Consider the following 21331-nt stretch of genomic DNA (forward strand, 5'->3'; position numbering starts at 1 on the left):
GCGTAAGGCGGGCGGGAGCGGCTAAGCCTTTTGCGCCGGACTGGTCTCGATCGGCCTGGGCATAGCTCCGCGGTGACCTTCCCGAGACTTGATCGCGCGCGGGCCTACCCCCACAGTGCTCCCGAGGGGCGCCGATGGCCGGCTGCCGCGTGGTGAGATCAGGCTAGAACGATCGATGGCCGCCCGAGAAACCGGCGACGACAAGAATGGGCCGCTGGCACAGCCCGGGATCTATCTCGGGCGGATGGTCATCTTCCTGATCCTTGTAGGCTTCCTCGCCTTCATTCTGTTCCGGCAGATCACACCGGCCTTCCTGGCCAATCCGGGGCTCAACGGGCTCATCCTCGGTGTGCTGCTGATCGCCGTCCTGATCGCCTTCGGGCAGGTCGTCCGGCTGTTCCGCGAGACCGCCTACGTCAACGCCGTCGCCAGCGGCGCGCAGGTGAAGAAGCCGCCCGCCCTGCTGGCGCCGATGGCGCCGATGATCGCCGCGCGGGCCGGCGGAGCCACCCTGCCGGGCACGACCGGCTACCTCGACACGATCGCGGTGCGCCTCGACGAGGGCCGCGAGATCCTTCGCTACATCGCCGGGATCCTGATCCTGCTCGGCCTGCTCGGCACCTTCTGGGGCCTCATCGACACGCTGTCGGCGGTCGGCGGCGTCATCAAGGGCATGCGCGGCGGCGGTGATGCCGGTGTCATGTTCGACGAGCTGAAGTCCGGCCTCGCGGTGCCGCTCTCAGGCATCGGTCTGGCGTTCTCAGCCTCGCTGTTCGGCCTCGCCTCGTCGCTGATCACCGGCTTCCTGGAGCTGCAGGCGGGCCAGGCCCATGCCCGGTTCCACAACGAGCTGCAGGATTGGCTGATGTCCGGCGCGGCGGCCCAGGAGGCGGCGCCGGTCGCGGCGGCTGCCGCGTCCCGGCCGGCCGCCGGCACGCAGGAGCTGAAGGAGGCGGTCGACCGCCTGAGCGCCCTGGTGGCCGAGGGCGGCGGCAGCCGCGCGGCGACGCAGGCGATGACTAACCTCGCCGAGGGCATCCAGGGTCTCGTCCAGCACATGCGCGCCGAGCAGCAGATGATCCGCGACTGGGTCGAGGCGCAGGCGAGCCGCGAGCGCGAGCTGAAGCAGGTGCTCGACCGGCTGGGCCGGGAGCGCGTCTAGTGGCCTCCACGGCGACCCGGACCCGGCGGACGCTCAACGTCTGGCCCGGCTACGTCGACGCGCTGGCCACGCTGCTGCTGTCAGTGGTCTTCCTGCTCACGGTCTTCGTGGTCGGGCAGTTCTTCCTGTCGCAGGAGCTGACCGGCCGGGACGAGACCCTGGCCAGGCTCAACCGCCAGATCGCCGACCTGACCGACCTCCTCGCCCTGGAGCGGACGAACCGTCGCAATCAGGAGGAGGAGGCTCGCAACCTTCGCACGACGCTCGCCGGCGTCGAGGCCGAGCGCGACCGGGCCAAGGTGCAGGCCGAGGCCGCGACGGTCAGCCAGGGCGCGGCGGGCACCCTCGACAAGCAGCTGGACGCCGAGCGGGGCGCGACCCGGCGGGCGCAGTCCCAGATCGACCTGCTCAACGAGCAGATCAGCGCGATGCGCCGCCAGCTCGCCGCCCTGGAGGACGCCCTCGCGGCCTCCGAGAGCCGCGACAAGGAATCCCAGGCCCGGATCGCCGAGCTGGGCAGCCGGCTGAACGTCGCCCTCGCGCAGAAGGTTCAGGAGCTGGCCCGCTACCGCTCCGACTTCTTCGGCCGCCTGCGTCAGATCCTGGGCAACCGGCCCGACATCCGCGTGGTCGGCGACCGCTTCGTGCTGCAATCCGAGGTGCTGTTCCCGGCCGGCTCCGCGACCCTCAAGCCCGAGGCCGGGCCGGAGCTCGACCGCATCGCCGGCGCGGTCTCGGAACTCGCCAAGCAGATCCCGGCGGATCTGCCCTGGGTGCTCCGCGTCGACGGGCACACCGACACGCGCCCGATCAGCACGTCGCAGTTCCCGTCGAACTGGTCCCTCTCGGCGGCGCGCGCCATCGCGGTGGTGCAGTTCCTCGCCGGCAAGGGGATCCCGCCTCAGCACCTCCTGGCGGGCGCCTTCGGCGAGTTCCAGCCCCTCGAGGCCGGAGCGACCGAGGAGGCCTACGCTCGCAACCGGCGGATCGAGATGAAGCTCACCGAGCGCTAGCGCTGTCGGGCCGTCGCGGCGCCACAGGGTGTGGCGGCGCGCGGCCGGGTCCGGTGACCAGTTTCACGGCGATTTCTCTCCGCATTCCCAGGTGTATGTGCCGATCGAGCCAGCATCCGATTGTCTTGCGAAAGCTTCGACCGCCAGTTTCCGGAAGAGATAGGCGGTAATTCCTCCGGCGGGCGCCGATTTGTCCCGCGCGCGCCGCGGCTCTGCTGGATTAACGCATCGTTATCCTTGACGTCCCATGGTGCGGCCGATCCAGGGAGACCGTATCGATGTCGAAGCTCAGCCTGTCCCTGAACGCGGTTCGGCCCGGAGCCGACGATCACCCCCGGCCGCACGTCGCCCTGCGGGACGAGGTCAGCGCGATCGCCGCGGCGGTGCAGGTCTTCGAGAACGGCCTGGCCGGTCTGCGCGCGGGCGCGCGGGGCGCGGACGATGCCGCGTCGGCTGCGGCGGCGGCCGACGCGGCGACCGGCCTCCTGGCAGGCATCGCCGGGCAGACGAGCCTGATGGCGCTCCGGGCCGCGATCGAGGCGGCCCGCGACGGCGGAGAGGGCCGGGGCTTCGCGGCCGCGGCCGCGGAGGTCAGGGACCTGGCCGGGCAGATGGCGCGGGCGACCGACACGATCGTGGCCCAGGTCGGCCAGATCCAGGCCGCGGCGGAGCGGGCGCAGGACAGTGCCCTCCGGGGGCAACGCCTGGCCGCGTCCGCTTCCGCACACTGAGGCCGCGCACCCCGCGCCGGCGATCCGTCGCGCGGACGGGCGCCGCCCCGGGCGGCCCCGGGCGCGGCCCGGCTACTCGGCGACCGGCAGGCGCTCGCCCCGGCTCCGGGGCTCCTTGCCCCGCGCCGTCTCGTCCAGCGCGTCGGTGAACTGCAGGTTCGCGAGCTGGGCGTAGAGCGCGCCCTGGGCCAGCAGGCTCTCGTGGGTCCCGGTCTCGACGATGCGGCCGTCGTCGAGGACCAGGATGCGGTCCGCGGCCCGGATCGTGGCGAGCCGGTGGGCGATCACCAGCGTGGTGCGGCCCTGCATCAGCGTGGCGAGGGCGGCCTGGACGGCGCGCTCGGACTCGGCGTCCAGGGCCGAGGTGGCCTCGTCGAGGAGCAGGATCGGCGCGTCCTTGAGGATCGCCCGGGCGATGGCGATGCGCTGCCGCTGGCCGCCCGAGAGGGTCACGCCGCGCTCGCCCACCTGGGTCGCGTAGCCCTGCGGCAGCGCCGAGACGAACCCGTGCGCGTTGGCGAGTTCGGCAGCGCGCCGAACCTCCGCCTCGTCGGCCTCCGGACGCCCGTAGCGGATGTTCTCGGTGACGGTGCCGGAGAACACGACGGGATCCTGGGGCACCAGGGCGATGCGGGCGCGCAGGCGCTCGGGATCGACCTGGGCGATGTCGGCGCCGTCGACCAGGATCCGGCCGCCCTGCGGATCGTAGAAGCGCAGCAGCAGCTGGAACACCGTCGACTTGCCGGCCCCGGAGGGCCCCACGATGGCGATGCGCTCGCCGGGCGCGGCCGCGAAGCTCAGCCCGCCGAGGGCGGCGTGCTCCGGGCGGGTGGGGTAGGCGAAGCGCACGTCCTCGAAGGTCACCGCGCCCCGCGCCGGCTCGGGCAGCGGCAGGGCCGGGGACGGTGCGCGAATCGCCGGCTCCGTCGCGAGGATCTCGGTGAGCCGCTCGGCCGCGCCGGCCGACATGGCGAGGTCGCCGTAGACCTCGGAGAGCTGGCCGAGGGCGCCGGCGCCGAACACGGCGTAGAGCACGAACTGCGAGAGTTCGCCGCCCGTCATCGTGTGGTTCAGGACGCCCTGGGCGCCGTACCACATCACCCCGACCACCGAGGCCGAGATCAGGAAGATCGCGACGCCGGTGAGCAGCGCGCGGGCCTGGACCGACGCCCGGGCGGCGCCGTAGGCCTCCTCGGAGGCCGCCGCGAACCGGGCCGCCGTCGAGTCCGAGCGGCCGAAGGCCTGCATCGTCCGCACCGCCCCGACCGCCTCGGCCGCGTAGGCCGAGGCCTCGGCGAGCCGGTCCTGGGCCGCCCGGGAGCGCCGGCGCACGCCGCGGCCCGACACGATCAGCGGGAAGACGATGATCGGGATCGCGGCCAGCACCATCACCGAGAGGCGCGGGCTCGTCACCACCATCATGGCGGTGGCGCCCACGAACAGGAACAGGTTGCGCAGCAGGATCGAGACCGAGACGCCGAAGGCCGACTTGATCTGCGTCGCGTCCGCGGTGAGCCGCGAGACGATCTCGCCGGACTGCGCCCGGTCGAAGAAGGCGGGGTCCAGCTGGGTCAGCCGGGCGAAGACGGCGCTGCGGAGGTCCGCGACCACCCGCTCGCCCAGCGTCACCACCGTGTAGACGCGGGCGGCGCTCGACAGCGCGAAGGCCGCGACGACGCCGAGCAGGGCGAGGAAGTAGGCGTCGATCACGCCCGAGCCGTCGGCGGTGAAGCCGTGGTCGATGACCCGGCGCATGGCGATCGGGACGACCAGCGTCGAGGCCGACGCGCAGATGAGGGCGACGAGCCCCGCGGCGATCCGCACCCGGTAGCGCAGCGCGAAGGGAAGGAGCGGCCGGAGGGCGCTCAGCGGGGCTCTGGGTCGGCCGGCCGCGGCCGCCTTGGTCTTACGGGCCATCACGCCTCACGTGTTGTCGTTCTCCCGGTCCGCGGCGCTTGTGACCGGGGAGCGGCTGCGGTATAGGCCGCCGCTCATCCGATTGCGTGTGTTCAATGGCCGCGGGCCGCCACCACGGTCGGCTTGGACGTGCCGTTGCCACGAACCCATGGTTCGGTGCAACCGGTGACATCTTCCGCATTCCGGGCCGGGCGGCGCCTCCTGCGCTTCCCGCCGGCGTGCCAGACAGGGACCAGGGTCATGGCGAAGGACGCGGCCGCGAAGGCCAAGGGGACCGAGCACCCCGATTACCACTTCATCAAGGTCGTGATGACGGACGGTACCGAGTACCAGACCCGTTCGACCTACGGGAAGGAGGGCGACACCCTCAATCTCGACATCGATCCGCTGACCCATCCGGCCTGGACCGGTGGCGAGCAGAAGATGCTCGACCGCGGCGGCCGCGTGTCGCGCTTCAACTCGCGGTTCGGCAACCTCGGCAAGCGCTGAGCGCCGCAGCCCACACGGTGATGCTGTTCGAGGCGGGCGGTCCCTGGCGGGGCCGCCCGTTTTCGTGCGTGACGTCGAACGGTTGCGGCGGCGCGCGTTATCCACAGGACGCGTTTGCAAAGATCGCGCGGACCGCGCGGCTAACCGCGCGTCCGCGCGCGCGGGCGGAAACGCTTCTTCTCATGCCGGCCGCGCCCGCGGCCTTCGCCGCCGGGGTCGGTCGCTGCCGGTTCATTCAAAGCGCGGCTGGGTCGTCGTATCCTTCTCCGGTCAGCCGCGGCGGGCGTGCTGGCGCCCCTGCCTGTCCAAGGGCCGATCGTCTTCGGACGCACTGCTAGGATCGAGATACGATGAGACGTCTGCTGCTGTTGGTCCTCGCCCTAATCGCTCTGGCCGCCGGGCCGGCCGTGGCCGCGGACAAGATCAAGGTCGGCATCATGGGCGGGGATGCCGAAGTCCTCTGGGCGAAGGCCAAGGAGATCGCGGCCCGCGACGGGCTCGACATCAACCTGGTGGTGTTCTCCGACTACCTGCTGCCGAACGAGGCGCTCCACTCCGGCGACCTGGACGCCAACGCCTTCCAGCACAAGCCGTTTCTCGCCAACCAGATCAAGGCGCGGGGCTACAAGATCGTCCCCGTCGGCGAGACGATCGTGACGCCGATCGGCCTGTACTCCAAGCGGGTCAAGGCCGTCGGGGACCTGAAGGACGGGGCGCAGATCGGCATCCCGAACGACCCGTCGAACGGCGGCCGGGCGCTCCTGCTGCTGCAGGCCGAGAAGCTGATCCGCCTGAAGGACGGCGTCGGCCTGCTGCCGACGGTCTTCGACGTCGTCGACAATCCCAAGCGCCTGAAGTTCCAGGAGGTCGACGCCGCGCAGCTGCCCCGCAGCCTCGAGGATCTCGACGCCGCGGTGATCAATACGAACTACGCCGTCGATGCGGGTCTGACGCCGGGCAAGGACTCCATCGCGATCGAGTCCAAGGTCAACAACCCCTACAACAACGTGATCGTCGTCCGCGAGGCGGACACGCAGAAGCCCTGGGTGCCGAAGCTGGTCCACGCCTTCCAGAACGACGCGATCCGCCAGATCCTGAAGGAGCAGTTCCCGGGCCAATTCCCGGCGTTCTGAGCGCCGGGGCCGGCACGCCGGCCCTGCGCGGCAGCGGCGCTCCCCGGAGCGTCGCCCGGCTCTTGCTCAGCCCTCGCTCATCCGGAACGCCATCCGCAGCAGGCCCTGCTGCGCGGCGACGGGGCTCTCCACCGGCTGCGGCGTCGGCCGGTCCTCGGCGATCAGCGCGTCGAGGTGCAGGATGCGGCTGTGCAGGCGCCGGGCCCGGAGGATCAGCTGCTGCAGGCGCATCGGCAGCAGGTTGAAATCCTGCTGCTTCGGCGGCTCGGCCGTGCCAAGCTTGACCCGGTGCTTCTCCTGGAGGGCCTCGGCCGAAGTCATCTCGCCCTCGGCGACGGCGCGCTGCACGAGGAGCCAAGAGGCGATCTGCATCAGCAGCGTGGTCAGGCGCATGCTCTCGGCCGCGTAGCTGAGTGTCGCGTCCCGGGACACGAGGCGCGACTCGTCGCGGCCCTCGCCGTCGAGATAGGCGGCCGTCTCCTCGACCAGGGTCATCCCGTCGCGGAACAGCGCCTTGAAGGCCTCCGAGTTGACGTAGGACCTGCCGAAATCGACCCAGTCCTGATCGTCCCGGAACGTGACATCGAAGCCGTTCATCTGCCTCTCCTGTGCCGTCCGACGGCCCGGCTCGTTCCGATCCGGGACGCTCCGTCCGTGGCTTTCGGACGACGCCGCAATCTTAGCGCCGATTGGCCCGGACGGCAGGGTTCATGTTTCTTTAACCTTAACTCGCCTCCCGGGATCTGGAGAAGAGCCCCGGATGGCGGCACGCGCGCTCAGAACGAGGCGCGGATACCGCCGAAGACGCTGCGGCCGCTCCCGGGATAGAACGCGGCCAGCGCGCCCGGACCGCCCGCCGTCGCGCCGGCGTTGGCCACCACGGCGATGTCCGAGACGTAGCGGGCATTCGTGAGGTTGCGGGCATCCACGAACAGGGCGACGCCGTCGGCGAGGTCGAGGCCGGCCTCGACGCCGAGCAGGGCGTAGCCGGGCACCCGCAAGGTGTTGGCGTGATCGGCGAAGGCGCCCTGCGGCACCCAGTCGAGCGACGGCGCGACGTGGAAACCGCGCGGGTGCCGGTAGCTCAGGACGGTCCGCAGCACGTCCGCCGGGATGCCCGCGATGCGGTTGTTGCCGAAGACCGGGTCGCCGACGAACCGGAAGTCGTTGTGGGTCCAGATCTGGGTCACGCTGAGACCGTCGCCCGCCGCCGCGAGGTCGCGGGCGACGTCCAGGGTGACGGCCGCCTCGACGCCCTGGTGGACGGAGCGGGGGGTGTTGAAGGTGGCGGCCGGGATGTTGAGGCCGGGATTGGTCGCGAAGTTGATCAGCTCGTCGCGCAGGTCCGAGCGGTAGAGCGTCACGTCGAAGGCGAGGCGGTCGACGCGGCCGCGGGCGCCGGCCTCGTAGGTCCAGGCGCGCTGCGCCCGCAGGGGCACGAAGGTGGTGCTCAGCAGGTTCTGCTGCACGAGGTCGGAGAAGTCCGGCACGTCCCGGGACCGGACGACGTCGCCGAAGATCTGGATGTCGGGCCGCGGCTGCCACAGCAGGCCGACCTTGGGGTTGACGCCTTCGTAGGTCACGTCGGCGAAGCGCGGGTTCGGGTTGCCCGGCAGCCCGCCCTTGTCGCTGAAGGTCCGGTTCGACGAGAACGCCTTCGCGCCGGTCATCAGCGCCACGTCCGGCAGGAACCAGAAGCGGTTCTCGCCGTAGGCCTCGACGCTCGAGGCGCTCTGGAGGGCGTTGAGCGTCTGCGCGCCCCGCTGCCCGCGGACATTGACGAATTGCAGCGCGGAGTTCTGGCCCGCGAAGGCCCGCAGACCCAGCACCACGTCGTCGCGAAAGCCGCCGAGATCGACGGTGCCGGCCCAGTGCGGGCTGATCCCGTAGGTCCAGCCGTCCTGGTCGATCGCCTGGAAGATCGGGTGGTACAGGCTCTTGTGAATCGCCCAGGTGTCGACGTCGAGCTGGCCCACGTCGAGCAGGAACGAGGTGCGGTTCGCGATCCGCTCCGTCTCGACCTTGCGGGACTGGTTGCCGGTGATCGCCGTCGGGTTGGCCAGCGTCGGGGTGGAGAGGCTCTGGCCGAGGGTCAGGGTGCCCGGCAGCTTCTGATCGGTGAGGTAGGTGCCGAGATAGAAGCGGGTCTCGATGTCGGGCGCGATCCGGTAGCCGATATTGGCGTTGAAGTTCTTCGTGGCCTGGGCCTCGTGGGCGCGGAACCCGTCGGAGTTGGTCAGCGTCGCGTTGACCAACGCGTCGAGCGGCCCGTCGATGCGGGACATCTGGGCCTGCTCGCGGATCGTGCCGAAGCTTCCGCCGTCGACCCGCAGGATGTTGGGTGCCAGCGCCGTGTAGGCCGTGGGCGTGACGGCGTTGACGGCGCCGCCGAGCGTCGTCGCCCCGAAGGTGAGGGCGTTGCCGCCCTTGTAGACCTCCACCGAGCGCAGGGCGAGCGGGTCGACCTGATAGAAGTCGCCGCTCCCGTCCGCGAGGTTGAGCGGGATCCCGTCCTGCAGCAGCTCCAGCCCGCGCAGGTGGAAGGCGCGGGCGATGCCCGAGCCGCGGACCGACAGGCGCAGCTCCTGCCCGTAGCGCTCCTGAACGTAGACGCCGGGCACTTCCTTGAGCACGTCGCGGAGCGTGTTGGTGTAGCGATCCTGGAGCGCCGCGGCGTCGACGAAGGCCACGGAGCCGACGGTCCCCGCGAGGGTGGCCCTCTGGCGGTCGACGCTTGGCACCGTGAGCGAGCCGCGGGTCTCGTTCGACGGCGCGTCCGTGGCGGCGCCGACGACGCTGAGTTCGGACAGCGTGACCGAGGCGGCGGACGGTGTCGGGGTCTGCGCTGCGGCCGGCGTCGCGCAGGTGAACAGCAGGAGCGCGGCGCGTCGGCCGGCCCGGAACTGGCGGGGCATGGGGCGGAATCCGTGTCTGGCGATCGGGGAGGGCGCGGCGATCGGTCAGACGACGGGTGGGGCGCGGGCTCCGAGACCGGGACGCGGGGGCGCCCGCGGGAGGGCGACGCGTCGCGGCCGCGGGCCGGCGGTCGCCGCAGAGCGGGCGACCGGGATGGCGGTGACGGTCGACGGCGCCGGAAGGGTGGCCGGGCCGGCCGCGTGACAGGCGACGCAGCAATCCCCGCCGTGATGGGCCGGCAGGTGCTTGCCGGCCGGTGCCGGATCGGTCTGGCCATCATCGGCGAGGCAGAGGATGTGGGTGGGCCCCGCGGCGGCGGACGCCAGACCGCCGAGGATGCCCTGCAGCGACAGGGCGTAGAGGGCGAGGAATGCCACGATCCGGGCGAGCGCGCGCGCCGACCGCGCGCGGGCGACCCGAAGGTCCGCGCGGCCGCGACGGCCGGGCGCCGCGGCGGCCCGGCCTCGTGGATCTGCTCGCGTCACGGCGGTCGCCCGGCGGCCGATGCTCCGTCCGGGCGGCTAGTGCTGGTGCTGGTGCTGGCCGCCCGGCGCGCCCGCGCCGATCGGCGCCACCGTGAAGGTCACCGGCACGGCGCCGGCCCGCTGGAAGGTGAGCGTCCCCGCGACGGTCTCGCCCGCCTTCGGCGCGCCGGTCAGGTCCTCGAACATGAGGTGGTAGCCGCCGGGCTTCAGCTCCACGGTCTCGCCGGGCTTGATGGTCAGGCCGCCCGTGACCGGCGCCATCTTCATGACGCCGCCCTCCATCGACATGGAGTGGATGTCGCTGCTCTTGGCGAACGGCACCGTCGCGCCCGTGAGCGTGTCCGGCGCGCTCCCCGTGTTGGTGATGCGCACGTACCCGCCGGCGACCTTGGCGCCGTTCGGCGTGGCGCGCAGCCACGGCGTCTCGATCGTCAGGTCACCGGCCTTCACGGTCGCCGCGGCCGCGGCCGCCTGGGCGACCTGAACGATCCGGAAGGACGGAGCGGCCGCCTTCAGGTCGTGGGCGTCCTGACCGGCCTTGGGGATCTCCGACCAGGAATAGCTGCCCTCCGCGCAATCCTGCTGGACCGGGACGTAGACAGTCGCGCCGGGCTCGAACGTGCCGGCGACCTGCGCCAGGAAGGTGAACTCGTCGACCTGGTCGTCCGGCAGGGAGCCGCCGCTCCAGGTGATCGCCGTCACGCCCTCCGAGGCCGTGCCGTGGTGGGTCGCGTAGGTCTTGGCGTAGGGGCCGCGCGTCGTCGCGAGGGTCCAGCCGGGCTTCGGCATCGGCTTGGCGCCGACGAGGCCCTCCGGGATGGTGACGCTGACGCGGGTGGTCGGCTTGCCGTTGCAGCCGTGCATGATCTGGACGACGCCGCGATACGGGGCGCCGGGGGCGGCCTGCTTGCGTTCCAGCACCGCGTGGGCCTGCGCCGCGGAAGCGAGCAGCCCGAGGCCGAGGGCGGCCGAGACAAGGGTCTTCATGGGAGTACATCCGTCCTGAGAGATCCGAGAGGTGGTGATCGCTCAGGCGGTCGGCGGCCCCCTCGGGGACGCGATGGTGCCGGGCGGCGCGCGGGCGCCGACACTTCGGGTGAGGGGCCAGGCCGGGTGGCGGTTCACGGCCACGGCCCACCGGACGCCGATGGCGGCCGGTCGCGGCGGGAGCGCCGGCCCGGTGACCTGGGCCGCCGTGCAGCAATCGCCGTGGCCGTGGGGGACGGGCGCGCCCGGTACGGCGGGTCCGTCGGAATGCTGCGCGCAGAGACCGTCGGTCGTCGTCGGCAAGGGCATCAAGCCGCCGAGAAAGGCCTGGAGAAGCAGGGCGTAGAGCGCCAGAACGGCGATCACGGCCCGCAGGGCCGGCCCGACACCTCGATCCGAAAGGGCCTCGCCCGAATCCATGCTGCTCCCGCGCGCCATCCGAACCGGACCGCTATGGCATCCCTGCCACACCGGCGCGCCGATGGCTGTTGCCAGGGTGCCGCACCGAAACGCAGCGTGCGCTGGCGCACGGCGACGCCACATTCCGGCCCCTTCGATAGGGAGTCTTAACGCCATCCCGACACCGTGGCGGCAGAGACAATCCGCTCCCGTCACGACCTGACGAACCCCGGACCAGAGCCAGCGACCGATGCGCAAGAAGGCACAAAACCGGTTCACCGCGATCCTCAGCGTTGCCGCTCTCGGCGCGCTCGGCTTCGGCGGCGCCCAAGCCCGCGATCAGGGCAACTATGCCCAGGCCGAGTGGGCGCAGGACTACGCCTCGCCCGCCGGCATGCAGGTGCAGCGCGAGACGGTGCCGATCCTCTCGCCCCAGACCGTGACGTCCACCGACCAGATGGTGGAGCGCTACAAGGACATCGTCGCCCGCGGCGGCTGGCGGCAGGTTTCCGGCGCCGACCACCTGCGGATCGGCTCGCGCGGCCCGGCCGTGGCGGCCATCCGCCAGCGCCTGATCGTCACCGGTGACCTCGATCCGGCCGCCGGCAGCTCCGGCGTGTACGATTCCTACGTCGCAGCGGGCGTGAAGCGGTTCCAGGCGCGGCACGGCCTCAGCCAGACCGGCGCGATGACCCCCGCCACCCAGCAGGCCATGAACGTGCCGGCCGAGGTGCGCCTGCGCCAGCTCGAGATCAACGTCGTGCGCCTGCGCTCCTACTCGGGCGATCTCGGCCGGCGCTTCGTGATCACCAACATCCCGGCCGCGCTCGTCGAGACGGTCGAGAACGGGCAGGTCGTCACGCTCCACGCCGCCGGCGTTGGTAAGATCGACCGCCAGTCGCCGATCATGAACACCAAGGCGACGCAGATCAATTTCAACCCGACCTGGACGGTCCCGGCTTCCATCGTGAAGAAGGACCTGATCCCGAAGATGCAGAAGGATCCGAACTACCTCACGGACAACAAGATCCGGATCCTGTCGAACGGCTCCGAGGTCTCGCCGAAGTCGGTGAACTGGTTCTCGGACGAGGGTACCCGCTACACCTACCGGCAGGATTCGGGCGCCGACTTCAACTCGATGGGCATCGTCCGCATCAACATCCCGAACCCTTACGGCGTGTTCATGCACGACACGAACACGAAGGGCGTGTTCGGCGACGATTTCCGCTTCATCTCCTCGGGCTGCGTGCGCGTGCAGAACGTGCGCGAGTACATCACGTGGCTGTTGAAGGACACGCCCGGCTGGGACCGTCAGAAGGTCGAGGAGGCGATCGAGAGCGGCAAGCGCATCGACGCCAACATCTCCCAGCCGGTGCCGGTCTACTGGACCTACATCACCGCCTGGTCGACCCCGGACGGCATCGTCCAGTTCCGCGACGACATCTACAAGCGCGACGGCGTGAACGTGCCCTCGACCATCGGCGCGCCGACCCCGGTCGCCAGCGCCGAGCCGATGCCGCAGACCTTCGAGCCCGGCGACGAGGAGTAGTCGCTCCGCGGGCGCCGGCCGCTCCCGGCGACGCCCGCCCGTCGAACCCGATCCGAGGCCCGCCCCTCAGCCGAGGCGCGGGCCTCGCGCGTTCGGGGCCGACCCTGTCATCCGGAGGTCAAACGCGTCTGCTTGGCCGCAGGGGCTGCGTCCCGGATGCCGGTTGCCGGCCACGGGACGACGCGCCGCGAAGCCGTGCAGGAGCCGTCCATGTCGCGCGACACCCAACGCGGAAGCCTGACCCGCCGGAGCACCGTGGCGGGCGTCGCCGCCCTCAGCCTCGTCGCGGGCCGGGCCGGCGCGCAGGAGGCCGCGGAGGCCACCGGGATCGTCTCCGCGCGCGACGCGGCCGGCGGGGAGCCGGTCCCGCTGCGGGGCGTGCTGGTGTCCAACGGTCGCGAGATCGCCCGGACCGACGACCGGGGCCGCTACCGCCTGCCGATGCCGGGCGACGGCGCGGTCTTCGTCATCAAGCCACCGGGCTACGCCCTGCCGCGCGACGCCGACAACGTGCCGCGCCACTCCTACATCCACCAGCCCGGCGGCACGCCCGCCGAGCTGGGTCTGCGCTATCGCGGGCTCGCGCCCACCGGACCGCTCCCGGCCTCGATCGACTTCACCCTGACCCGCGCGGACGAGCCGGACGATTTCGACGTCGTGCTGTTCACCGATCCCCAGCCCGAGAGCCGGTTCGAACTGGACCACGTGCGGGACACCGCGGTCGCCCGCGCCATGGCGATCCCGGCGGCGTTCGGTCTGACCACCGGCGACGTGCTGTTCGACGATCTCTCGCTCTACGGTCGCTCCAACCGGATCGTCGGGCGGATCGGCCTGCCCTGGTACAGCCTGCCGGGCAACCACGACCTCAACATGCAGGCGCCGGACGCGCGCTACAGCCGCGAGACCTGGAAGCGGGTATTCGGCGCGCCGACCTACGCGTTCCGGCACGGCCGGGCGTGGTTCGTGATGCTCGACAACGTCGAGTGGCTGGGGCCGCCGGTGCCGGTCGGCGCCAACACCTACCGGGGCCGGATCGGTGAGCGCGGCCTGGCCTTCCTGCGCAACCTCCTGGCCGAGATCCCGCGGGACGACCTGATCGTGCTGGCCATGCACATCCCCCTGCACACCGAAACCGGCCCCGAAGAGCCCCGCACTCACACCACCGACCGCGCCGCGCTCCTCGAGCTGCTCGCCGGCCGCAAGGTGCTGAGCCTCGCCGGCCACACCCACACGACCGAGCACCACTACCTCGCCGACGGGCACCACCATCACGTGCTCACCGCCGTCTCGGGCTCGTGGTGGAGCGGTCCCGACACCCGCACGGGCATCCCCTCGGCCGACAGCCGCGACGGCACGCCGAACGGGTTCCACGTCCTGTCGATCCGCGGCACCGACTACACGACGCGCTACGTCGCCGCGCAGGGTCAGCCGGACGAGACCATGCGGATCCTGTTCGAGAGCGAGCTGCGGGCCGGCGCGCCCGAGGTGGTGCGCTGGACCCGGCCCGTGCAGGGGCTCCGGCCGCCGGTGCCGCAGGACGCGCTCGCCGACACGACCCTGGTGGTCAACGTGTTCGACGGCGGCCCGCGCACGCAGCTCGCGTTCCGGGTCGGCGACGCGCCGCCCCGGCCGATGGCGCGCACCCGCCGCCTCGACCCGTTCGTCACCGAGCTCTACGAGCGCTACCCGGAGACCAAGAAGAGCTGGGTGAAGGCGATGCCCTCGACCCATATCTGGACGGCACGGCTTCCGGACGACCTCGCCCCGGGCGGCCACCGCGTGACCGTGGAGGGCACGGACGAGTACGGCCGCCCGATCCGCGGCTTCGCGGTGTTGGAGGTCACCGGCGAGCGCGGCCGCGGCTGAGCGCGGGCGCCGGCCGTCCGGCGCCCCCGCGGGTCACGCCGCCAGCTGGCGGGCGCCGTGGCCGCCCTCCTGGATCTCCTCGACGATCTTCGCGCAGAAGGCGTCGAGGTCGCCAGGGTTGCGGCTCGTGACGATGCCGTGATCGGTCACGACTTCCTCGTCGTGCCAGCGGCCGCCGGCGTTGATCACGTCGGTCCGGATCGAGCTGAATGAGGTCAGATCGCGGCCCTTGGCCGCGCCGGTCTCGATGAGCAGCCACGGGGCGTGGCAGATCGCGGCCACGACCTTGCCGGACGTGAGGAAGCTCTTGATCAGGGCGAGCGCCCGGGGCTCGAGCCGGAGCTTGTCCGGGTTGATCTGGCCGCCCGGGAGGACGAGGGCATCGTAGGATGCGGGGTCGACCTGCTCCAAGTCGGTGTCGACCGCGACCGCCTTGCCCCAGTCGGTCTTGTCCCAGCCGCGGATCGTGCCCTTGCTCTGGCGCGACTGCGGGGCGGCGACGGTCACCGCGGCGCCGGCCTGGGCCAGCTTCGCCTGCGGGACGGTCAGCTCGCTCTCCTCGAAACCGTCGGTGGCGAGGATCAGGATCTTGGCTTGGCGGATGTCGGGCATGGCGGGGCTCCGGTTCGGGGATCAGCCCGGCTAACGGAGGGTCGCCCCGCCCGTTCCCGCCACCCTCGGCCGCCCGATTGCGTCCGGAAACGGACGCCGGACCGGCGATCGGAACCCCCGCGAGGGCGGCCCGTTGGTCCCCATCCCAACCACCAGGAGTCGCGTCATGGCCAATCCCGGCCTTCCCGAGCCCACGCCCGGCGACCTGCCGCCGCCCCCGCCGACGCCCGAAGAGGAGCCCGATATCGGCCCGACCGGCCCGCGCACGCCGTACCCGGTCAACGATCCGGGGATCGGTGAGCCCGGCGGTCCGGGCTCCGAGCCGGACATCTTCCCCGGCACGCCGACGGATCCCGGCACGCGCATGTGATTGTGGTCGCGCCCGTGACGGCGACGCGCCCGGCGGTCAGTGGCCGCCGTGCGAGGTCCGCACGTCGCGTGGGGCATTGAGGATCTCGGAGAGGCTCGTCACGACGTGGCGGGCCTCCTCGTCCGTCAGGCGGAGCTGGAACGGCGGCAGAGCGCCGGCCTGCAGGGCCACCACCGCCTGGCCCTCGTCGTCGGTGCCGATCTCGATCGCCGACGACGTCACGTCGAGCATGGCGACCTCCTCGTCGCCCATCTCGTCGGCCATGTCGGGCTCGTCGGTGTCGTCGATCGCCGTGAGGAGTTGCCCGACGGCGCGCACCAACGCTCGGGCGGCGCGGGCATCCATCACGACCGCCGTCGCCTGATCGTCCTTCTGGAAGGAGAGCTGGATGTTCGCACCGTCCAGCGAGACCGAGATGCCTGCCATGTATCGTCCAGAGCCACGCGCCTTAACTGCTTGAGCGCATTCCGTATATGCATCGTGAATGCCCGGAATCACAGGGGGCGGTGCCGCTCGGCCGCCTCCCGATCCCGGACTGCGACGCAGATGATACGCCGCCCATGCCTTGTTGCGGCCGCAGCCTGCGCCTAAATACGTCCTCGGGGGGCTAACCCACCGAGGCTGACGCTGTTCAAGGTTCAGCGACTCGCGCCCCGCCGCACTGGCCAAATCCAGAAAGACCGTGGTGCATCACGCGGCCCTCGTGCCGCGCGGATGGCCTATGGACCAATGAGGTACACTACGTGAATACCGGCACTGTGAAGTGGTTCAATGAGACCAAGGGCTACGGTTTCATCCAGCCCGACGACGGCGGCAAGGACGTGTTCGTCCACATCTCGGCCGTCGAGCGCGCCGGAATGCGCAACCTGATCGAAGGCCAGCGGATCACTTACGAGATCCTCACGGACAAGCGCAGCGGCAAGGACGCCGCCGGTAACCTGCAGGCGGCCTGACCGTCGCGGGTTCTGAAGCGGCTCCTGCGGCTCTCGGCGCACCAGTGCGTGCGAACGGAAGTCGCGGGGGGGCGCCTGAAGTGACCGCCAGACGCGGTTCCCCCTTCCGACGCTGCCGTCCCGGGCGAGACCGCCTGGGTTGGGTCGCGTCGGAGGCAATATCCCAGAAACGACGCCGGGCGCAGCCAACGTCCGGTCCAGAAAAGAAAAGACATTGATGTTATTCGAGTACACACGGCGCCGCGGCGTCCGTTCCCCCGTCACCGATGCCCCGACCTTCCGGGTGGGCAAGCTGGCGCGGGCCAAGACCGCGGATCAGACTGGGGCCGATCTCAGCGACCTGATCGACCGGTCCTACAACTACCACTCCCCGCGTGAACTGCACTGGCATCTCGCCGAGCGTCTCGGGCTCGCGCCCACCGCGGTGAGGATCCGCGAGACCGCGACGGCCTGAGGCCGCCCGCAGGTCTCCGCGGCATCGTTGAGGCCTCGGCCTCAGCGTTCCCAGGCGGCGAGCACCGGGTCGCGCAGACCCACCGGTGCGGCGAGCAACTCGCCGTGCACCGGGTCGGCGCGATTGTACGGGGTCGCCGCACCGGAGAAATCGCAGACCACGCCGCCCGCCTCGCGAAGAACGAGGTCGGCGGCGGCCAAGTCCCAGTCGCGGGCATTGCCCGAGATCATCCCGATATCGACCGTCCCGTCCGCAACGCGGGCGAGCCGCAGGGCGAGGGACGGGATCCGCGCGATCACCTCGAAATCCGGGTCGGCTCCGGCGCCCCGGGTCAGGCGGTCGAGCATCGGCTTCGGGCCGGTGATGCGGGCGCCCGTCAGGCTCTGCCTGGGATCGACGCGGATCGCCTCGCCGTTCCGCGTCGCGCCGCGCCCGCGCACGGCCTCGTAATCCGCGTCGCCCACCGGCGCGTGGACGAAGCCGATCAGCGGCTCCCCGCCTGACAGCAGCGCCACCGCGATCGACCAGTCCGGATGGCCCGACAGGAACGCCCGCGTCCCGTCGATCGGATCGACGATCCACACGAGGTCGTGGCCGAGGCGGGCGGGGTCGTCTGCCGTCTCTTCCGAGAGCCACGCGGCCCGCGGCACGAGGGCGCTCAGGCGCACCTTCAGGAAGGCATCGACCGCGACGTCCGCCTCGGTCACCGGCGAGCCGCCGGCCTTCGACCAGATGCGCGCCGAGGTCTGGCCGCCGAACCGAAAGAACGGCCGGGCGATGTCGGCGGCCTCGCGCATCACGGCGCGCAGTTCCGGCATCAGGGCGGATACGGCATCGTCGGTGAGAGGCTCGGGCATCGCGCTCCGCGTGGAATCCGTGCGGCCCGCGAGGGCCTCGCCGTCCCGCCCGTCCGGCGACGCGGACGTCCGGGCCCGCCTGGGCTCACCCGCTCGGGCTGAGAAGACCCGGCGCGGAGGATCGCGCGCCCGGTCGCCCCGTTGTACGGCGCCTCCCGCAGCGCCACAAGGATGCCGGTTGATCGATCGATAACGATCGATCTGCGCAAGGAAATGTTGAGCATTCAAGGAAGCATTGAGCATTCCGCAAATGACAGCGCTGTCCAGATTCGCTTAACGACGGCTCTTAAGCGGTGCGGAGGAGTTCGGGTGCGATTTTGCTTGGCATAACGGACGGCCCGACAGCGGCCGCCACTTGCTCCAGGGACTCGGACCGATGAACACTTCCCCGGCCACGGACAAAAGCCACGCAGGACACCCGATGCACGGTGCCGACACCGCGCCCCGTTTCGTCGCTTCGCCGCTCCCGGTGATCGGCCGCGCCTCCGGGGCGCGCCGGGCCGTCGGGATCGCGCTCGCTTACGCCGCCGAGGACGCGGAGATCGTGGGCGCCGACCGGTTCAGCCTGATCCTGGTCGATGACGAGGGGGACGTGCTGCAGCGCCTCGGCAGCTTCGAGGAGGACGACGTCGTCGCCGTGTGGCGCGATATCGCGGCGCGGACGGGCCTCGTGCGGATGATCGTCCGCGAGGACGGCCTCCTCGTCCCGGTTTCCCAGCAGGTCGGCCGGCTGATTCTCGGTCAGGTCCGCATCCGCCGCCGCCATGCCGGTCTCGGCCGCCGCCGCCCGCGCTTCCTGGCCCGCCGCAAGACCGGCCGGCTTCCGGCGCGCCCGCAGATCTTCCGCGGCGAGAACGAGATCATCGCCCGCACCTGACGGCGCCGGGCGCGCCTAGAACAGGTTGCGCAGCAGCGCGTCGGCGGTGAGGCCGACGAACAGGATCAGGCCCGCATCCCGGTTCGACCGGAACAGCGTGAGAGCCCCGCGCCCGTCGCGTTCTCGCAGCGACAGGACCTGCCAGGCGAGGTGCCCGGCGAAGGCGGCGACCCCGAGATACCCGACGAGCCCCGCTCCGGCGCCGCGCGCCGCCAGCATCACGAACAGCGCCGCCAGCGCGTAGCACAGCCCGACGGCGAGCCGCACGTGCCGGCCGAACAGGCGGGCCGAGGAGCGGATCCCCGCGATCTCGTCGTCCTCGATATCCTGCACCGCGTAGATCGTGTCGTAGCCGATCACCCAGCACAGGGCGCCCGCGTAGAGCAGGAGTGCCGGCGGGTCGAGGCGGGCGAACACGGCGGCCCAGCCCATCAGCGCCCCCCAGGCGAAGGCCAGGCCCAAGATCGCCTGCGGCATCGGCATGACCCGTTTCATGAACGGGTAGATCGCCACCGGCAGGAGCGAGCAGAGGCCGATGATCACCGCCTCCGCGTTGAACTGCAGCAGGACGGCCAGCCCGATCAGGGCCTGGATCACCAGGAACAGGGCCGCGTGGCGCGGCCGCACCTGCCCGGAGGGCAGGGGGCGCAGGCGCGTGCGCTCGACCTGCGCGTCGAGGTCGCGGTCGGCGATGTCGTTGTAGGTCGAGCCCGCCCCGCGCATCGCCACCGCGCCGATCAGGAACAGGAGGCAGTGCCAGGGATCCGGAAAGGCCTGATCCGCGGCGATCGCCGCCAGGGCGGCCGACCACCAGCAGGGCAGGAGGAGTAGCCACCAGCCGATCGGCCGGTCGATCCGGGCCAAGCGCAGGTACGGGCGCCAGGGTCGGGGCGCCCGCCGGTCGACCCAGTGCCCGGAGACGGCATCGGCCGGCCGCCCGTCGTCAAACACCGTGCCGTTCATCGGTCGGATCTCCGGTCGTCCCGCACGTGAATCCCCCGCCGCTGCAGAGGGGGGACCCGCGCCGGATCCGTGATCCTCTCAGACGATCTCAGAGAGCGCCCTGCGGCAGCTTGAAGCTTCCGGTCAAGCCCGGGCCGCCGAGCAGCCCGCCGCCGCCGCCACCGGCCTGCGCCTGGGCCTGGGCGCGAGCCTGCGCCTCCATCTTGGTCGCCTGGGCGGCGACGCTGCAGATCTTGGTGCGGATGCCGCTGACCTTCACGTGGTCGGCCTTGAAGCCCTCGGCGAAGGAATCCGGGATCGAGCACCACTCCTTGTTGGCAGCGATCCACTTGATGCCCTCGGCGCCGTTGGCCTGGAGCTTCCCGAACAGGGCGCAGGCCTCCTGCGGGGTCATCTTCTTCTTGGACTGCGACGCCGCGTTGGCGCGGCCGACCAGGGCCTTGCGCTCGGCCAGGGTATTCTGGATGGCGCCGCATTCCGGTGCCGCGCTCTGCGCGAACGCCGCGGTGCCGAACAGGACGGTGCCGACCAGCACCGCCGCCCCCAGCTTCAGACTCCCCTTCGCCATTCCGCGACTCCCTCGACGCCCCTGCCGACTCCGCAAGCGGCCGGCTCTCTTCCGTTCCCTTGGGTTCGCCATAGGATTGTGGCGTCAATCGAGCGGCAAACCGGCTGCGCCATGCATCGGTGGACTGGCTGCGGAAAACCGGGGCCCGTAACCATTCGGCAACACTTTCGGTCGCGCACCCCGCGTTGACAGGTCGGCCGGCCCGCGCGACCACGCCGCCATGCCGGCCTACGACTTCACCGCTCCGCGCCTCCACGTCGCGGCCGATCTCGCCGCGGGGGTGATTCTGCCCCTCGACCGGGCCCAGGCCAACTACTTGCTCAACGTGCTGCGCCGCGGGCCGGACGATCCGGTCCTGGTCTTCAACGGGCGCGACGGCGAGTGGCGCGCGCATCTGGTCCAGACCGGTCGCAAGGGTGCCGACCTGCACGTCGCCGCGCAGACGCGCCCGCAGACCGGGCGCGCCGACCTGCACTACCTGTTCGCCCCGCTGAAGAGCGCCCGCCTCGACTACCTCGCGCAGAAGGCGGTGGAGATGGGGGCCGGGACGATCCGTCCGGTCATCACCCGGTTCACGCAGGGCGACCGCGTCAACATGGACCGGCTGCGGGCCAACGCCGTCGAGGCCGCCGAGCAGTGCGGGATCCTGGCGATTCCCGAGTGTCCCGAGCCCGAGCGCCTCCCGGCCGCGCTCGCGGGCCTCGCGCCCGGGCGCCTCGTGGTCTTCTGCGACGAGGACGCGCCCGTGCGCGACCCCGTCGCGGCCCTGCGGGCGGCCGGCGACCCGCTGACGCCGCCCCCGCTCGCCGTGCTGGTCGGCCCCGAGGGCGGCTTCTCGGAGGATGAGCGGGTACTGATTCGGGCGCGGCCGAACACCGTGGCGCTCTCCCTCGGGCCGCGCATCCTGCGGGCCGACACCGCCGCCGTCGCCGTGCTGACCCTGGTGCAGGCGGTGCTCGGCGACGCGCGCTGACGGCACGCCGATCCGATCCATGTGTGCCCGCGCACATGGAAGGACCGCGGCGGCCGA

The 21331-nt window shown here is 71.6% G+C and carries 23 protein-coding genes; 12 read left to right on the top strand and 11 right to left on the bottom strand.

Annotated features, from left to right (window positions below):
* Positions 1–175 precede the first annotated feature (175 nt).
* From LOK46_RS28145 to LOK46_RS28155, 3 genes are all read left to right on the top strand, one after another.
* The gene (locus LOK46_RS28145) at positions 176–1162 is read left to right on the top strand and encodes a MotA/TolQ/ExbB proton channel family protein (protein WP_273561595.1); all 987 of its coding nucleotides are present in this window, start codon (positions 176–178) and stop codon (positions 1160–1162) included.
* A complete protein-coding gene (locus LOK46_RS28150; protein WP_273561596.1) occupies positions 1162–2175 on the top strand; it encodes a peptidoglycan -binding protein in 1014 nt (337 codons plus the stop codon). Before LOK46_RS28145 ends, LOK46_RS28150 begins: the two co-directional genes overlap by 1 nt.
* A gap of 278 nt (positions 2176–2453) precedes the next feature.
* Positions 2454–2906 (top strand): methyl-accepting chemotaxis protein, encoded by a 453-nt coding sequence (locus tag LOK46_RS28155; RefSeq protein ID WP_273561597.1) that lies wholly within the window; start codon positions 2454–2456, stop codon positions 2904–2906.
* 72 nt (positions 2907–2978) lie between these two features.
* Here the strand turns inward: LOK46_RS28155 and LOK46_RS28160 are convergent, their stop codons facing one another.
* On the bottom strand, positions 2979–4823 hold the full coding sequence (locus tag LOK46_RS28160; protein WP_273561598.1) for an ABC transporter transmembrane domain-containing protein: 1845 nt from the start codon (positions 4821–4823) through the stop codon (positions 2979–2981).
* Between the two features lie 240 nt (positions 4824–5063).
* On the opposite strand from LOK46_RS28160, the gene rpmE reads away from it, so the two are divergent.
* Both rpmE and LOK46_RS28170 read left to right on the top strand, forming a co-directional pair.
* Positions 5064–5312, top strand: coding sequence for a 50S ribosomal protein L31 (gene rpmE / locus LOK46_RS28165; protein ID WP_012322259.1), 249 nt, complete (start codon positions 5064–5066; stop codon positions 5310–5312).
* A gap of 350 nt (positions 5313–5662) precedes the next feature.
* Positions 5663–6445 (top strand): MetQ/NlpA family ABC transporter substrate-binding protein, encoded by a 783-nt coding sequence (locus LOK46_RS28170; RefSeq protein ID WP_273561599.1) that lies wholly within the window; start codon positions 5663–5665, stop codon positions 6443–6445.
* A 66-nt stretch (positions 6446–6511) separates the two neighbouring features.
* Here LOK46_RS28170 and rcdA read toward each other — a convergent pair whose 3' ends face one another.
* The 5 genes from rcdA to LOK46_RS28195 all read right to left on the bottom strand — a co-directional run bounded on the left by rcdA (position 6512) and on the right by LOK46_RS28195 (position 11253).
* Positions 6512–7042, bottom strand: a complete 531-nt coding sequence (gene rcdA / locus LOK46_RS28175) for a protease adaptor protein RcdA (RefSeq protein WP_273561600.1) — start codon at positions 7040–7042, stop codon at positions 6512–6514.
* Between the two features lie 179 nt (positions 7043–7221).
* On the bottom strand, positions 7222–9360 hold the full coding sequence (locus LOK46_RS28180; protein WP_273561601.1) for a TonB-dependent receptor family protein: 2139 nt from the start codon (positions 9358–9360) through the stop codon (positions 7222–7224).
* A 45-nt stretch (positions 9361–9405) separates the two neighbouring features.
* On the bottom strand, positions 9406–9738 hold the full coding sequence (locus tag LOK46_RS28185) for a DUF2946 family protein (RefSeq protein WP_273561602.1): 333 nt from the start codon (positions 9736–9738) through the stop codon (positions 9406–9408).
* 144 nt (positions 9739–9882) lie between these two features.
* On the bottom strand, positions 9883–10833 hold the full coding sequence (locus LOK46_RS28190; RefSeq protein ID WP_273561603.1) for a copper chaperone PCu(A)C: 951 nt from the start codon (positions 10831–10833) through the stop codon (positions 9883–9885).
* A gap of 42 nt (positions 10834–10875) precedes the next feature.
* Positions 10876–11253: a hypothetical protein gene (locus LOK46_RS28195; protein ID WP_273561604.1), complete on the bottom strand. Its 378-nt coding sequence runs from the start codon at positions 11251–11253 to the stop codon at positions 10876–10878.
* A gap of 229 nt (positions 11254–11482) precedes the next feature.
* Here LOK46_RS28195 and LOK46_RS28200 point away from each other — a divergent pair, with 229 nt between their 5' ends.
* Positions 11483–12781 carry a L,D-transpeptidase family protein gene (locus tag LOK46_RS28200; protein WP_273561605.1) on the top strand — a complete coding sequence of 433 codons (1299 nt, stop codon included), beginning with the start codon at positions 11483–11485 and terminating at the stop codon, positions 12779–12781.
* 210 nt (positions 12782–12991) lie between these two features.
* Positions 12992–14647 carry a calcineurin-like phosphoesterase family protein gene (locus LOK46_RS28205; protein WP_273561606.1) on the top strand — a complete coding sequence of 552 codons (1656 nt, stop codon included), beginning with the start codon at positions 12992–12994 and terminating at the stop codon, positions 14645–14647.
* 33 nt (positions 14648–14680) lie between these two features.
* Here LOK46_RS28205 and LOK46_RS28210 read toward each other — a convergent pair whose 3' ends face one another.
* Positions 14681–15259, bottom strand: a complete 579-nt coding sequence (locus tag LOK46_RS28210) for a type 1 glutamine amidotransferase domain-containing protein (protein WP_273561607.1) — start codon at positions 15257–15259, stop codon at positions 14681–14683.
* A 166-nt stretch (positions 15260–15425) separates the two neighbouring features.
* On the opposite strand from LOK46_RS28210, the gene LOK46_RS28215 reads away from it, so the two are divergent.
* Positions 15426–15629 carry a hypothetical protein gene (locus LOK46_RS28215; protein WP_012322267.1) on the top strand — a complete coding sequence of 68 codons (204 nt, stop codon included), beginning with the start codon at positions 15426–15428 and terminating at the stop codon, positions 15627–15629.
* Positions 15630–15665: 36 nt separating this feature from the next.
* Here LOK46_RS28215 and LOK46_RS28220 read toward each other — a convergent pair whose 3' ends face one another.
* A complete protein-coding gene (locus LOK46_RS28220; protein ID WP_012322268.1) occupies positions 15666–16055 on the bottom strand; it encodes a hypothetical protein in 390 nt (129 codons plus the stop codon).
* Between the two features lie 317 nt (positions 16056–16372).
* Between LOK46_RS28220 and LOK46_RS28225 the strand changes: the two genes are divergently transcribed.
* Together LOK46_RS28225 and LOK46_RS28230 are read left to right on the top strand one after the other, a co-directional pair.
* Complete coding sequence (locus LOK46_RS28225) at positions 16373–16582, top strand: cold-shock protein (protein WP_010682786.1); 210 nt, start codon at positions 16373–16375, stop codon at positions 16580–16582.
* Positions 16583–16799: 217 nt separating this feature from the next.
* Entirely contained in the window at positions 16800–17036 is a 237-nt protein-coding gene (locus tag LOK46_RS28230; RefSeq protein ID WP_273561608.1) for an AsnC family transcriptional regulator, read from the top strand.
* Between the two features lie 41 nt (positions 17037–17077).
* Here the strand turns inward: LOK46_RS28230 and LOK46_RS28235 are convergent, their stop codons facing one another.
* Entirely contained in the window at positions 17078–17893 is an 816-nt protein-coding gene (locus LOK46_RS28235) for an inositol monophosphatase family protein (RefSeq protein WP_273561609.1), read from the bottom strand.
* Between the two features lie 421 nt (positions 17894–18314).
* On the opposite strand from LOK46_RS28235, the gene LOK46_RS28240 reads away from it, so the two are divergent.
* Complete coding sequence (locus tag LOK46_RS28240) at positions 18315–18770, top strand: DUF6101 family protein (protein ID WP_273561610.1); 456 nt, start codon at positions 18315–18317, stop codon at positions 18768–18770.
* 15 nt (positions 18771–18785) lie between these two features.
* Here the strand turns inward: LOK46_RS28240 and ubiA are convergent, their stop codons facing one another.
* Complete coding sequence (ubiA, locus tag LOK46_RS28245) at positions 18786–19733, bottom strand: 4-hydroxybenzoate octaprenyltransferase (protein ID WP_273561611.1); 948 nt, start codon at positions 19731–19733, stop codon at positions 18786–18788.
* A gap of 88 nt (positions 19734–19821) precedes the next feature.
* Positions 19822–20301: a hypothetical protein gene (locus LOK46_RS28250; RefSeq protein WP_273561612.1), complete on the bottom strand. Its 480-nt coding sequence runs from the start codon at positions 20299–20301 to the stop codon at positions 19822–19824.
* Positions 20302–20521: 220 nt separating this feature from the next.
* On the opposite strand from LOK46_RS28250, the gene LOK46_RS28255 reads away from it, so the two are divergent.
* Positions 20522–21274, top strand: a complete 753-nt coding sequence (locus LOK46_RS28255; RefSeq protein ID WP_273561613.1) for a 16S rRNA (uracil(1498)-N(3))-methyltransferase — start codon at positions 20522–20524, stop codon at positions 21272–21274.
* Positions 21275–21331: the final 57 nt, after the last annotated feature.

Origin of the sequence: Methylobacterium sp. NMS14P (genome assembly GCF_028583545.1) — a bacterium.
Taxonomy (GTDB): domain Bacteria; phylum Pseudomonadota; class Alphaproteobacteria; order Rhizobiales; family Beijerinckiaceae; genus Methylobacterium.

What these genes read in the sequence shown, in the direction of transcription:
- LOK46_RS28145 (WP_273561595.1), top strand. Translation starts at nt 176, where the DNA reads ATGGCCGCCCGAGAAACCGGCGACGACAAGAATGGGCCGCTGGCACAG.
- LOK46_RS28155 (WP_273561597.1), top strand. Translation starts at nt 2,454, where the DNA reads ATGTCGAAGCTCAGCCTGTCCCTGAACGCGGTTCGGCCCGGAGCCGAC.
- LOK46_RS28160 (WP_273561598.1), bottom strand. Translation starts at nt 4,823, where the DNA reads ATGGCCCGTAAGACCAAGGCGGCCGCGGCCGGCCGACCCAGAGCCCCG.
- rpmE (WP_012322259.1), top strand. Translation starts at nt 5,064, where the DNA reads ATGGCGAAGGACGCGGCCGCGAAGGCCAAGGGGACCGAGCACCCCGAT.
- LOK46_RS28170 (WP_273561599.1), top strand. Translation starts at nt 5,663, where the DNA reads ATGAGACGTCTGCTGCTGTTGGTCCTCGCCCTAATCGCTCTGGCCGCC.
- rcdA (WP_273561600.1), bottom strand. Translation starts at nt 7,042, where the DNA reads ATGAACGGCTTCGATGTCACGTTCCGGGACGATCAGGACTGGGTCGAT.
- LOK46_RS28180 (WP_273561601.1), bottom strand. Translation starts at nt 9,360, where the DNA reads ATGCCCCGCCAGTTCCGGGCCGGCCGACGCGCCGCGCTCCTGCTGTTC.
- LOK46_RS28190 (WP_273561603.1), bottom strand. Translation starts at nt 10,833, where the DNA reads ATGAAGACCCTTGTCTCGGCCGCCCTCGGCCTCGGGCTGCTCGCTTCC.
- LOK46_RS28195 (WP_273561604.1), bottom strand. Translation starts at nt 11,253, where the DNA reads ATGGATTCGGGCGAGGCCCTTTCGGATCGAGGTGTCGGGCCGGCCCTG.
- LOK46_RS28200 (WP_273561605.1), top strand. Translation starts at nt 11,483, where the DNA reads ATGCGCAAGAAGGCACAAAACCGGTTCACCGCGATCCTCAGCGTTGCC.
- LOK46_RS28205 (WP_273561606.1), top strand. Translation starts at nt 12,992, where the DNA reads ATGTCGCGCGACACCCAACGCGGAAGCCTGACCCGCCGGAGCACCGTG.
- LOK46_RS28210 (WP_273561607.1), bottom strand. Translation starts at nt 15,259, where the DNA reads ATGCCCGACATCCGCCAAGCCAAGATCCTGATCCTCGCCACCGACGGT.
- LOK46_RS28215 (WP_012322267.1), top strand. Translation starts at nt 15,426, where the DNA reads ATGGCCAATCCCGGCCTTCCCGAGCCCACGCCCGGCGACCTGCCGCCG.
- LOK46_RS28220 (WP_012322268.1), bottom strand. Translation starts at nt 16,055, where the DNA reads ATGGCAGGCATCTCGGTCTCGCTGGACGGTGCGAACATCCAGCTCTCC.
- LOK46_RS28230 (WP_273561608.1), top strand. Translation starts at nt 16,800, where the DNA reads ATGTTATTCGAGTACACACGGCGCCGCGGCGTCCGTTCCCCCGTCACC.
- LOK46_RS28235 (WP_273561609.1), bottom strand. Translation starts at nt 17,893, where the DNA reads ATGCCCGAGCCTCTCACCGACGATGCCGTATCCGCCCTGATGCCGGAA.
- LOK46_RS28240 (WP_273561610.1), top strand. Translation starts at nt 18,315, where the DNA reads ATGCACGGTGCCGACACCGCGCCCCGTTTCGTCGCTTCGCCGCTCCCG.
- ubiA (WP_273561611.1), bottom strand. Translation starts at nt 19,733, where the DNA reads ATGAACGGCACGGTGTTTGACGACGGGCGGCCGGCCGATGCCGTCTCC.
- LOK46_RS28250 (WP_273561612.1), bottom strand. Translation starts at nt 20,301, where the DNA reads ATGGCGAAGGGGAGTCTGAAGCTGGGGGCGGCGGTGCTGGTCGGCACC.
- LOK46_RS28255 (WP_273561613.1), top strand. Translation starts at nt 20,522, where the DNA reads ATGCCGGCCTACGACTTCACCGCTCCGCGCCTCCACGTCGCGGCCGAT.